The organism is Flavobacterium amnicola, assembly GCF_004122165.1.
Taxonomy (GTDB): domain Bacteria; phylum Bacteroidota; class Bacteroidia; order Flavobacteriales; family Flavobacteriaceae; genus Flavobacterium; species Flavobacterium amnicola.
Window position 1 is genome coordinate 1 of sequence record NZ_SBKO01000006.1, and the last position, 12,624, is coordinate 12,624.

A 12,624-nucleotide genomic window follows, 5' to 3' on the forward strand; every position below is an offset into this window, starting at 1 on the left:
GCGCTACTGGTGCAACGGCCATTGGTGCATTGAAAAATGGAAGCGTGGTAGGAGAATTACATGTTCCTAAACTTGCATTAACTGTATAAGATGCTCCAACCGTCATACCACTTATTATTCCTGTTGTTCCGACTGTTGGACCTGGAGGTAAGAAATTATAGGTATATGTTGCATTGTAATTTGAAATTGTACTAATTCCGTCGGTCGTACAAGTAGCTGGAGTCGGAATTATAGTTGGTGTAACCGGAGTCACTAACATATCATCTTTAATAAATGATACTGAAGCTGGTGAATCACAACTTCCATTATTTCCAATTACCGTATAGGATGTTCCTGTTATCATTCCGTTTATTACTCCTAAAGCTCCTACTGTTGGACCCGCTGGAGTAAAAGTATAAGTGTAAGTTGCGTTGTAATTAGTAATCGTAGTTACACTATCTGACGAACAAGTAGCTGGTACTGTATTTACAGTTGGAGCTACTGGCGAAGCGTTAATTGTTACACTTACAGGTGGCGCTGCATAAGCAGGACAAGTACCCGTAGCAGGAATATTATAATTAATGGTATATGTATTAGGAGTACTTCCATTTGGAGTGATTGCTCCTGTGGCCGAATTGATTATCAAGCCTGCTGGTGATGACGAATATGTCCCCCCAGAAGTTAAACCGGTTAATGTTGGAGCTTGAGGAGTTGTTTCGCTATCACAAAAAGGACTTGCATAGGAGAAACTTCCGCCTGGAGCACCTACAACATTAATTGTAAATGATCTCAAATTAGTACAACCTGTTGTATTTTGATCTTCCACCATTACCCAAATCGTTTGAGGATAAACAGTAGATGCAGGAGTATAAGAAGCAAGTGTTCCGTTTGGAATTTGAGTCCCTGGCACTCCAGCATTATCAACATAGTAATAAAAAACATAATCACTTGCTGGCGCCCCATTTAACATGTAGGTATTTTGATTAATATTAAAGGTATAAGGACCAGCCCCTGAAGTACATTGTACAATATTTTGTGGATTTAAAGTTGGTAGTGGTGGTTCCGGACCAACCGAAACATTATCAGTTACCGTTTTATTCAAACCATCACATTGCAAATAATCTACTTGTGCCGTGTAGGTTGTAGCTACTGTAGGACAAACCGATAATGGGTTTACATTCGTACTCCCTGGTATTGGCACTCCATTCGCCAACCAACTTAAGGTTGTATTGGTTGGTCCCGCTTGCGCTGGCGTAAAGCGCCATGCCTCATTAACAGCGGACCATGTTCCCGTATTTCTTCCTGTAGGCACTACCGCTTGAGTACCCGTGCCGTTTTGAACACCAATAACGCCTCTTCCTCCATTCCAAGTAGTACAAGAGGTTCTATTTTTAACCAATACATCAATTACATTGGTCGTTTCATATAAAATAACCTGAGTAGTTTGCAACCCAACTCCTGCACCACAACTAAATTGTGGCAATTGGTTAAAATTAGCTACAAAGACTCTATTAGGTGCGGTTCCTGCAATATAATAATTTACGTTTTGAACTGCACCATTTGTAACTGGAGGAGTTCTGATATCTGTATCTTGATAGACTCCATAAATGGCATTTCTAATAGGAAACGTTGCATTAGGTATAGTTGCAGTATAACTCCAAGGACAAAAACCGGCAGCTGACTGAGAACCATTTGGAAAATGAACCACTCCATTAGAACCAATTAAAACCGAATTATACGTTTGACCGTAAAAACAGAAATTAAAAGGCAATGTAAAAGCTACATCCGACCAAATATCATCAGAATTAGTTGACGTAATCAAAGTTCCACCTGTAGTAATAAATAAAGGATTATAAGGAATTGATGCAACGGTATACGTCCCTGTAGGTTGTGTATTATTAAAATTAGCTTGTAAAGTGGTACAATCACCCGAATTACAAACTGGTAAAGGTGCATCAATAGTAACTGTTACGTTTTGTGAAAATATAGTTTGCGAAACAATAACAGTAAATAAAAATTGTATTATTTTTTTCATAAATATATTATGTTTTGGTAGGGTTTTAATAAAAACTTCGAAATTTAAGTATTTTTCAATAAATTATACTAGAACTGAACAATTATTTTTGCATTTTAACGATTATTAGTTGCAAGTAAAACCTTATATTTGCATCTTATTTTTTATACTTTTTACTTTAAATTACCTTATTTAATGGCACAAAACGAAGATTTTCAAGAAGAAATCGGAAACAACCATATAGCAACCAGTGCAACAAACCCGTTGCGTAAAGATGCGTTTGATTTAACTGACGAACAAAAAATAGAATCTATCAAAAAAGATGTTGAAAGTATTTTAACCACTTTGGGAATGGATTTGACAGATGACAGTCTTAGTGGCACTCCAAACCGAGTAGCTAAAATGTTTGTCAAAGAGATTTTTGGCGGATTGCACCCCAACAAAAAACCGGGTTCTTCTACGTTCGAAAATCATTACAAATACAATGAAATGTTAGTGGAAAAAAACATTACTGTGTATTCCACTTGTGAGCATCATTTATTACCTATTATAGGTCGTGCTCATGTGGCCTACATTTCTAATGGAAAGGTAATCGGTTTATCCAAAATGAACCGAATCGTAGATTACTATGCCAAAAGACCTCAAGTACAGGAGCGTTTAACGATGCAAATCGTTCAAGAATTACAAAAAGCCTTAGGTACTGAAGATGTGGCTTGCGTAATGGATGCCAAACACTTATGCGTGAATTCTCGCGGTATAAAAGACATTGAAAGTAGCACGGTTACTGCCGAATTTGGCGGAAAATTCAAAGAAGAAAAAACACGTCGCGAATTTTTAGATTACATTAAATTAGATACAAAATTTTAATAGCCCTGATAGAAGCGGCATCCTGACATTGCGAAAAGAACAACAATTTTAGATTGCTTCGTTCCTCGCAATGACAGATACAGCGAATAGCAGGAAATAGCTCCTTATAAAATGACTTCATATAAATCAAACTCATTACAGGTTTACAATACGATTTCGGGTGAAAAGCAAAACTTCGCACCTATTCACGAAGGAAATATTGGTATGTATGTGTGTGGCCCTACGGTTTACAGCAATGTGCACTTAGGAAATGTGCGCACCTTTATGAGTTTCGACATGATTTATCGTTATTTTTTACATTTAGGATATAAGGTGCGTTATGTACGAAACATTACCGATGCTGGGCATTTGACCGATGACGGAAATGTAGACAACGACCGATTTGTAAAACAATCGCGTCTGGAAAAACTAGAACCGATGGAAGTGGTACAGAAGTATACTGTCGATTTTCATAAGGTTTTGAATGTATTCAATTTTTTACCACCCACTATTGAACCTACAGCAACGGGTCATATTATAGAACAAATCGAATTGACCCAAAAGTTAATTGCGGATGGTTTTGCTTATGAGAGTCAAGGTTCGGTGTATTTTGACGTACAAGAATACAACAAAAGAGGATTGAATTATGGCGAATTAAGTAATCGTAATGTGGATGAACTTTTTGCCAATACCCGCGATCTTGACGGACAAAACGAAAAGAAAAATCCGCAAGATTTTGCCTTATGGAAAAGTGCTTCTCCAGCTCATATCATGCGTTGGAATTCCCCTTGGGGAGAAGGATTCCCAGGATGGCATTTAGAATGTACAGCCATGAGTACCAAGTATTTGGGTGAAACGTTTGATATACATGGCGGCGGAATGGATTTGAAATTCCCACACCACGAATGTGAAATCGCACAAGGAAAAGCTTGCAATGGAACAACTCCTGTAAAATACTGGATGCATACCAACATGCTAACAATGAATGGTTTGCGTATGAGTAAATCGACTGGAAATTATATTTTACCAATGGAATTAATCAATGGTGAAAATACTTTTTTTGAAAAAGCATTCCACCCAAGCATTGTACGTTTTTGCTTTATGCAAGCGCACTATAGAAGTGTTTTAGACATTTCAAACGATGCTATGGTAGCCAGCGAGAAAGGTTTTTCTCGTTTGATGGAAGGCATCAAGTTGATTGATAGTATTCCGACAAAAAATAACTCTACCCTTGATATTACATCTTGGAGAAACAGTTGTTATGAAGCAATGAATGACGATTTTAATACACCTATTTTAATTGCCACTTTATTTGAAGGAATTCGATTTGTGAATTTATTGAATGATGGAAAGGAATCTATCACAACGGAAGATTTGACGCTATTAAAAACAACTTTAACTTCATTTGTTTTTGATGTTTTAGGTATTCAAAACGAGTCGGAAACCGCTAATAATTCTGATAAATTATCCGGTGTTGTTGAAATGTTAATCAAAATGAGAGAGGAAGCACGTGCTAATAAAAACTGGGCTTTATCAGATGAGATTCGTGACCAATTGGCAGCATTAGGCATCATTCTTAAAGACGGAAAAGACGGAACAAGTTTTACATTTTAATTGAAAATGCTAAAAAAAATCCTCATAGCACCTTTTTTATTTCTGGTACGTTTTTATCAGATTATTATTTCACCATTACTACCCGCTACTTGTCGGTACCAACCCACTTGTTCCCACTACATGGTAGAGGCATTAAAAAAACATGGAGTACTTAAAGGGTTATATCTAGGAACAAAAAGAATACTAAGTTGTCATCCCTGGGGAGGTAGCGGTTATGATCCTGTACCCTAGAATTTCGAATTAAAAATTACGAATTACGAATTAAAACACTATTTTTGATTCAATCGAAAAAATACTATGAATAATTTACTTTATATCGTTTGGAATCCTTCGGAAGGAATCGAACTTGGTCCATTAAACTTACGTTTTTACAGCTTGATGTTTGTTGTTGCTTTTTCCTTAGGTTTTTATATCACAAAAAAGATTTTCATCCGTGAAAACGAATCTTTAGAAAAATTAGATTCACTGTTTGTATGGATGGTGATTTCGGTTTTACTAGGCGCTCGTTTAGGTCATGTATTCTTTTATGACTGGGAATATTACAGTCAAAATTTAGGTGAAATATTACTTCCGGTACGTTTCAAACCTGAATTTGAATTTACTGGTTTTCAAGGATTAGCCAGTCATGGTGCGGCTATTTCAGTGATTATTTTCATGTATTTTTATTCGAAAAACATCATCAAAAGACCTATTCTTTGGGTTTTAGACCGAGTGGTCATCCCAGTAGCGAGTGGTGCTATTTTCGTACGTTTGGGCAACTTTTTCAATTCGGAAATTGTGGGAGACATCACTACTTCCCCTTTCGGAATCAAGTTTGTACAAGATGCGATTAGTAAAAATAAAGCTATGGAAATGACGGGTATTGGCAATCCGAAAGAAGCGTATAAAGCACTTACTACCGACCCACAATTTTCCACTACAATTGAAGCCATATTACCCAAACATCCATCCCAACTCTATGAAGCATTTGGGTATATTTTTGTTTTTGGTATCTTATTTTACATGTATTGGAAAACAGAAGCAAGAAACAAACAAGGATTATTATTTGGTACTTTTTTAGTGACTTTATTTACGGTGAGAATTATTGTAGAATCAGTTAAAGAAAGTCAAGGCGGATTTGAAAACACTTTAGGATTACTTTCAACTGGACAATGGTTGAGTATTCCATTTATAATAGCCGGATTGTATTTTATCTGGAATTCGAAAAAGCAAACGGTTTAAACCATAACCTTCCCTCATAAAAAAATCCCGATTACTCGGGATTTTTTTTATTTTCTATTCTCTAATTTTTGAATTACTTTTTGGGCCAACTCCTGCCCCCATTTCTTTCCAATTTCCATTGACTCGTTCATCATTTGTGGCATAATTGAAGTGACTTTTTTTCCAGTAGGTGATTTGTAAAACTTCACCAAATTCTCTAAATCTTCTTCGGTATAATATTTATCATAGATAGGAACATAAAGATTGATTAACTCTTCTGAATTTACTTCTTTCTTTACTTCGATCCAAAAATCATCCGGGATACTATTATCTCTATTTCTAAAACTATTCATGATATTATCCATCATTTGTACCCCAATTTTATCCACTCCCGTTAAAGAAATCATTTCCAAAATCTTTGCTTTTTTTGATTCTGATTGCGAATAACTATTAACATAGAACAATACCGACACAATAAAAAATGCCTTCTTCATTTACTATAAAATTTTAAATTAATTTGATTTTTCTTCGACTTTCAGAGTCGTTTCTACAGGCACTTCTATCGTTTCTGTTGTAGTACTTGGGGTTGTGGCAGCAGGTGCCGATGATTTTGAAAAAGCGCCGTAACGCTCTTCTACTTTGTCCCAATTGACCACACTAAAAAAGGTATAAGCATACTCTCTTTTTTTATTTTGGAATTTAAGGTAATAAGCATGCTCCCAAACGTCTAAATTCAACAACGGAATCCCAACAATACCTAAACCTTTTGTTTGCGGACTATCATTATTAGGCGTAGTAATAATTCGCAATCTTCCGTATTTATCCGACAACAACCAGATCCAACCCGAACCTTGCAATTTCACTGAAGTTTCCGCAAATTGGCGCACAAATTCATCATAAGAGCCAAAATCTCTAGTAATAGCATCTAACAACTCCCCTTCCGGTTCTCCTCCCGCTTTGGGCGCCATAGATTCAAAAAAGAAGTTATGATTGTACACCGCGCCGGCATTGTTTCGAACATCAACGTCTGAAAAATTTAGATTTTTAAGAACATCTACAATTTCCATTGATTCGTATTTCTTCCCTATGATGGATTTATTCAGCGCGTTTACATAAGGCAACAAATGTTTGGCATAATGCAATTCCATTGTTGTTGCGTCAACATGAGGTTCTAAAGCTTGATAACTAAAAGGTAGCGCATAAAGTTCGAAAGCACCTTCGGCAGCCTTTAAATCAGATGGTTTACCACCTTTTTGTTCGATAGCAACAATAGGAGTTGCTGGAACATCCACTACTTCAACCAAGGTATCTTTTTTACAAGCAACCATTGAAGCAAATACTGTCAAAAATAAAACGGCCTTATTTCTCATATTATTTTCCTAGTATTTCGTTAACAAGTTCTATATAGGCTATTTTCGAATCCTCTTCACTCATATTGCTTACCTGTAGCCAAGCATTGGTTTTAAAAGCATCACGAACATCTTGACTCGAATAGTTTACACTTCCAAATCCACCAAAAGTAGCTTGCTTGTAATAGGCATACAAACGAAGCATAACATCCTGAGGCAAGGAATCTTGCTCCATGTTCGAAGCTCTTTCAAATGCTTCTTTAAATTGAGTATCTAAATCTTTTTCAGGCATATTACCCTAAAGCAATTATTGTTTTATTACCGATCGCTTTCTCTTGAAGTTTTACATTGACTTTTGTCCCTAGAGGCAAATACAAATCAACACGCGAACCAAATTTTATAAAACCAGCATCAGTTCCTTGCACGGCAACATCTCCTTCTTGCGCATAGTTTACAATTCTTTTGGCCAACGCACCTGCAATTTGACGGTACATGATTTCACCAAAAACACTATTTTCAATCACTACTGAAGTACGTTCATTTTCGGTACTAGCTTTTGGATGCCAAGCCACCAAATATTTACCTGGATGATACTTACTATACTTTACTTTTCCTGAAACGGCATAACGCGTGACGTGTACATTGATAGGTGACATAAAAATAGAAACCATCAAACGCTTGTCTTTGAAATATTCCTCTTCGAAAACTTCTTCGATTACTACCACTTTTCCGTCTACTGGAGCTACGATTGAATTTTCATTAGGCGCAATGGTTCTGTTAGGATTTCTAAAGAATTGAAGAATCATTACATAGAAAAACAATCCAATTAACTGAATAGCCATTCGCAACCAAGCAATGTCAATTAACTCTCCTGCTAATAAAAGTATTGCAACTAATAGTACTGATGCAAATAAAATAATCTTACTTCCTTCTTTATGAAACATAACTTATAATTTTTAAAAATAAAAAAACGAATGGTGCTACAAATATAATACTATCCAAACGATCATAAATTCCACCATGACCTGGCATAATGGTACCACTGTCTTTCACCCCTGCAATTCGTTTAAACTTTGACTCAATTAAATCGCCTATTGTACCAAAAATACTAGCAATTATAGCAATAGGAATCCAATACTTACTACTAAAAAAACTTCCAAATGTGGTACTTTTCGACAATAAAAAGGCAACAATAATAGCAAAAACCAATCCTCCAACAAAACCTTCAATGGTTTTCTTAGGTGAGATTCTTTCAAATAACTTATTTTTTCCAATCGATTTTCCAACCAAATAGGCAAAGGTGTCATTTGTCCAAATCAAGATAAAGATACCAATAATTATTGAAGGAATAAACTGATTGCTTAACATTGGAATTTTAGAGATAAAAACAAATGGTAAAACGATATAACCAATAAGCTTTACCCATTTCTCGGTACTGGTAACAATAGGCTTCGATACTTTGGAAAACAACCAAAGCAATAACTGGCCACATACAAAAATGGAAGCCAAAAGCAACCCTAAATCTGTAGACCATTGATTCGAGAAAAATACACCAAAAAGTAAATACAAAACTCCAGAAACAAGCAAAGAAGCTATTTTAGGCAATTGAATTAAAGCAGAAAATTCGCTAACCGTTTGCAACAAAAATAAACCAAATAAAATCAAGAATGATTCTCTGGAAAATAGCGTGGCAAAGATGAGCAAGAAAATGTAAACAATTCCTGACAATGAACGTACTACGTTTTCATTCATTTTATAAATCTTCAAGAAGTAGTAAATATAAATTTTTCGGAGAACTTCCGTAGTGTAAGAAATCTTCTTCTTTTACTTTTTCGAAGTATTTTATAGTCGTTATATTCGTTGGATAATCGGTAGTATAACGCTTTTTAATTTCTCTTAAACCATCACTTTTGCTAACGATAATTTGACTTGTCGTCGCTACAATAACGATGCTATCTGGCAAATCGTTTGGCTTGTTTTGTTTGATTTGATTTGAGGAAAACAAAACCGAACCTTCTTCGGCAATTAAATTCTCGCAACTGGCCAATAAAAAGCTTGGTTTGGCAACATTGGTTCGAGAAATATTATTATCGTCTAGCATATTAAAAAGACGCGATTCTAAACACAGGGCTTCCGATTCAAACCAATCGTTTTCTTCTAATATATTTTCAAACTGTTCGTTTAGTTCGGCAATATTTTCGCAGTACAAAAACTTACCTCCGTTTTTCTTGAAGTTATGAGTAAACTGCTCATCGGCTGGAAGTTGAGAGTGTACATCTTGAAACGGATTATAGGAATTTTCGTTCGCTTCGCTTGCTGCGTCACTACTAGATCCAAATATTTTTCTAAAAAGACTCATATATCGCTTATAAATACTGGCAGTTGTTGGTATTAACCTCAAAGATAAAAAAAACTCAATCTAATTTTAACATTAGATTGAGTTTTTTATTGATTTTATTAACTAAGTTTTAAACAATTTCTTCGTGAGAAACTTTGTCAAATGGACGTTTTCCGAATATAGTTTCCAAATCGTCTTTAAAAATGACTTCTTTTTCGATTAAAATATCAGCCAATTGATTTAGCTTGTCTTTATTCTCTTGAAGAATCATAATCGCACGTTGGTACTGCGCTTCAATAAGAATTGAAATCTCTTGATCGATGGTTCTAGCCGTTTCTTCTGAATACGGTTTCGAAAAATTATAATCGGTTTGTCCTGAAGAATCGTAATAGGTAATATTTCCTAACTTATCATTCAATCCATACACGGTAACCATCGCACGCGCTTGTTTGGTTACTTTTTCCAAATCACTTAATGCACCCGTTGAAATATTATCAAAAATAACTTTCTCAGCTGCACGACCACCCATAGTGGCACACATTTCATCAAGCATTTGGTTCGGACGTACAATTTGACGCTCTTCTGGCAAATACCAAGCCGCACCTAAACTTTGTCCACGAGGCACAATAGTCACTTTAATAAGTGGCGCTGCATGTTCCAACATCCAACTCACCGTGGCATGTCCAGCTTCGTGAATAGCAATTGCTTTTTTCTCTTCTGGAGTAATGATTTTATTCTTTTTTTCTAATCCGCCTACAATTCTATCTACAGCATCCAAGAAATCTTGTTTATCCACTGCTTCTTTGTTATTACGCGCTGCAATTAAAGCTGCTTCGTTACATACATTGGCGATATCAGCTCCCGAAAAACCTGGCGTTTGTTTCGCTAAGAAATCGGTATCCAAACCTTCCACTTTTTTAAGTGGCGCTAAATGCACTTCGAAAATTTCTTTACGCTCACGAACATCTGGAAGGTCAACATATATTTGACGGTCAAAACGTCCGGCACGCATTAAGGCTTTATCCAATACATCGGCACGGTTGGTAGCAGCCAATACAATAACACTTGTATCAGTACCAAATCCATCCATTTCTGTCAATAATTGGTTTAATGTATTTTCACGTTCGTCGTTAGAACCTGAGAAATTATTCTTCCCACGAGCACGACCAACCGCATCAATTTCGTCAATAAAAATAATCGCCGGTGATTTTTCTTTGGCTTGTTTGAACAAATCGCGAACACGTGATGCTCCTACTCCAACAAACATTTCGACAAAATCGGAACCTGACAATGAAAAGAAAGGCACTTGTGCTTCACCAGCAACGGCTTTTGCTAACAAGGTTTTCCCTGTTCCAGGAGGTCCAACCAACAAAGCACCTTTAGGAATTTTACCTCCTAAATTGGTATATTTTTGTGGATTTTTAAGGAACTCTACAATTTCTTGAATTTCTTCTTTGGCGCCTTCTAAACCAGCGACATCTTTGAAAGTTGTTTTAACATCGTTTTTTTCATCAAACAATTTTGCTTTTGATTTTCCGATGCTAAAAATCTGACCTCCGCCACCTCCAGCGCCTCCGCCAGACATGCGTCGCATCATAAATATCCAGAAACCAACCAGTATAATTATTGGTAAAAAGGAAGTCAAAATATCCGTCCAATCCCCCGATGTTTTGTAATCGTAAGAAGCCAACTTATTTGCTTTTTGTGCTTCGTCTAATTTGTTTTGGAAAATCTCATCATTTCCAATTTCTAAGGTATAATGAGGTCCTATATTGGGATTACCCAACACATCAGTAGGTTCAATTTTGTTATGTGTTTTTGACTTTAGAGCAGCCGGTTTTAGAAAAACTTCTGCCGAATTTTTGTTATAAACAACTACTTTTTCAACTTGTGAAGAATCTAAAAACTGATAAAATTTAGAAATGGTAGTTTTTTGAGGAACAGACCAACGCGATTGATCGGAAAGATACATTCCTAAAAAAATAATTCCAACAACTCCGTAAATCCACCACGGATTAAATTTGAAATTTTTTTGTTTATTTTCTTTTGACATAGATATTTATGTGTTAATATTTGTTTTCAATAGTTGTGATTTTTGCATCACCCCAAAGACTTTCTATGTTATAGTACTCACGAATATGTTTTTGAAATACGTGTACCACAATGTGTACATAATCCATCAAAACCCATTCTCCGTTTTCTGTACCTTCAACATGCCAAGGTTTTTCTTTGAGTTCTTTTGAAACTGATTTTTGAACTGAATTTACAATTGCATTTACTTGTGTGTTCGAATTTCCGTTACACACCACAAAATAATCGCAAACCGTATTTTCCAGTTCTCTTAAATCAAGAATATCTATATCGTTTCCTTTTACATCTTCAATCCCTTTAATGATATTTGCTAGTAAAATATCGTTTTCTGCTGCTTTTTTGGCCATCTATCTCTTAATCTATTATTTTTGCAAAGTTATTGAATTTTGTCTTTATTTTGACGATAAATATGATATACTTCGACACTGTTTCAAAATCTGACATATGAAAACAATCAAACTCGATGCCATAGATTCTACAAATGATTTCTTAAAGGGATTATTACAACATCAATCAGTAGAAAACTTTACGATTGTCACTGCCAAAAAACAAACAAAAGGCAGAGGTCAAATGGGTGCAATTTGGGAAACAGAAGAGTCTAAAAACCTAATAACCAGTATTTTAATAAAAAAAACCTTGAACAACTATGAGGCTATTTTTGAGTTAAATATTGCGGTAAGTTTATCTATAATTAACGCGTTAAAAAAAATAAATATTCCTGCCTTGTCTATAAAATGGCCCAACGACATTATGTCAGATAACAAGAAAATAGCTGGCATATTAATTGAAAATGTATTTAAAGAAAAAGGAAACATCGAATCGATTGTCGGAATTGGGTTGAATATCAATCAAACCGATTTTGAAAAACTGCCAAAAGCCACCTCTTTGAAAAATATTATGAATCAAGATTTTGAGATTGAAGCCATTTTGGAAGAAATTGTAACACATCTGCAAATGTATACTGAAAAGATAAAAAACAAAGAAGTAGATTTGCTTTGGAAATCCTATCATGAACTGCTTTTTAAAATTGGTAAACCTGTGGTTTTTGAAAATAACAATCAGGAAAAATTCATGGGAATAATACAGGCCGTAAACAAAAACGGTCAACTGCAAGTCATGCTGGAAGATGACAGCATTCACGAATATGGAATCAAAGAAATTTCGATGATTTATTAAACGAAAAAAACCTTCTT

13 protein-coding genes and 1 pseudogene are annotated in these 12,624 nt (G+C 35.4%); 5 read left to right on the forward strand and 9 right to left on the reverse strand.

The genetic code is table 11. The features are described 5' to 3' along the window. A pseudogene (locus EQG63_RS11330) lies at positions 1–2,014 on the reverse strand (hypothetical protein); the annotation flags it as partial. A 174-nt stretch (positions 2,015–2,188) separates the two neighbouring features. Between EQG63_RS11330 and folE the strand changes: the two are divergent. From folE to lgt, 4 genes are all read left to right on the forward strand, one after another. Then, positions 2,189–2,860, forward strand: coding sequence for a GTP cyclohydrolase I FolE (gene folE / locus EQG63_RS11335; RefSeq protein ID WP_129436491.1), 672 nt, complete (start codon positions 2,189–2,191; stop codon positions 2,858–2,860). A gap of 111 nt (positions 2,861–2,971) precedes the next feature. Then, complete coding sequence (gene cysS, locus EQG63_RS11340) at positions 2,972–4,453, forward strand: cysteine--tRNA ligase (protein ID WP_129436492.1); 1,482 nt, start codon at positions 2,972–2,974, stop codon at positions 4,451–4,453. A 6-nt stretch (positions 4,454–4,459) separates the two neighbouring features. Then, entirely contained in the window at positions 4,460–4,684 is a 225-nt protein-coding gene (yidD, locus tag EQG63_RS11345; protein ID WP_129436493.1) for a membrane protein insertion efficiency factor YidD, read from the forward strand. A gap of 66 nt (positions 4,685–4,750) precedes the next feature. Then, entirely contained in the window at positions 4,751–5,674 is a 924-nt protein-coding gene (lgt, locus tag EQG63_RS11350) for a prolipoprotein diacylglyceryl transferase (RefSeq protein ID WP_129436494.1), read from the forward strand. A gap of 47 nt (positions 5,675–5,721) precedes the next feature. Here lgt and EQG63_RS11355 read toward each other — a convergent pair whose 3' ends face one another. The 8 genes from EQG63_RS11355 to rsfS all read right to left on the reverse strand — a co-directional run bounded on the left by EQG63_RS11355 (position 5,722) and on the right by rsfS (position 11,778). Continuing rightward, positions 5,722–6,147 (reverse strand): DUF2059 domain-containing protein, encoded by a 426-nt coding sequence (locus EQG63_RS11355; RefSeq protein WP_129436495.1) that lies wholly within the window; start codon positions 6,145–6,147, stop codon positions 5,722–5,724. 18 nt (positions 6,148–6,165) lie between these two features. Then, entirely contained in the window at positions 6,166–7,023 is an 858-nt protein-coding gene (locus EQG63_RS11360) for a superoxide dismutase (RefSeq protein ID WP_129436496.1), read from the reverse strand. A 1-nt stretch (position 7,024) separates the two neighbouring features. Next, positions 7,025–7,294 (reverse strand): acyl-CoA-binding protein, encoded by a 270-nt coding sequence (locus tag EQG63_RS11365; protein ID WP_129436497.1) that lies wholly within the window; start codon positions 7,292–7,294, stop codon positions 7,025–7,027. 1 nt (position 7,295) lies between these two features. Further along, positions 7,296–7,946 (reverse strand): phosphatidylserine decarboxylase family protein, encoded by a 651-nt coding sequence (locus EQG63_RS11370; RefSeq protein WP_129436498.1) that lies wholly within the window; start codon positions 7,944–7,946, stop codon positions 7,296–7,298. Next, the gene (locus tag EQG63_RS11375; protein ID WP_129436499.1) at positions 7,936–8,754 is read right to left on the reverse strand and encodes a phosphatidate cytidylyltransferase; all 819 of its coding nucleotides are present in this window, start codon (positions 8,752–8,754) and stop codon (positions 7,936–7,938) included. The genes EQG63_RS11370 and EQG63_RS11375 overlap by 11 nt, the downstream gene beginning before the upstream one ends. A 1-nt stretch (position 8,755) precedes the next feature. Next, on the reverse strand, positions 8,756–9,361 hold the full coding sequence (locus EQG63_RS11380) for an LUD domain-containing protein (protein ID WP_129436500.1): 606 nt from the start codon (positions 9,359–9,361) through the stop codon (positions 8,756–8,758). Positions 9,362–9,470: 109 nt separating this feature from the next. Next, positions 9,471–11,393, reverse strand: a complete 1,923-nt coding sequence (gene ftsH / locus EQG63_RS11385; RefSeq protein ID WP_129436501.1) for an ATP-dependent zinc metalloprotease FtsH — start codon at positions 11,391–11,393, stop codon at positions 9,471–9,473. Between the two features lie 13 nt (positions 11,394–11,406). Beyond that, positions 11,407–11,778: a ribosome silencing factor gene (rsfS, locus tag EQG63_RS11390; RefSeq protein ID WP_129436502.1), complete on the reverse strand. Its 372-nt coding sequence runs from the start codon at positions 11,776–11,778 to the stop codon at positions 11,407–11,409. A gap of 97 nt (positions 11,779–11,875) precedes the next feature. Between rsfS and EQG63_RS11395 the strand changes: the two genes are divergently transcribed. After that, on the forward strand, positions 11,876–12,607 hold the full coding sequence (locus EQG63_RS11395; RefSeq protein ID WP_129436503.1) for a biotin--[acetyl-CoA-carboxylase] ligase: 732 nt from the start codon (positions 11,876–11,878) through the stop codon (positions 12,605–12,607). The last annotated feature ends 17 nt before the right edge of the window (positions 12,608–12,624 follow it).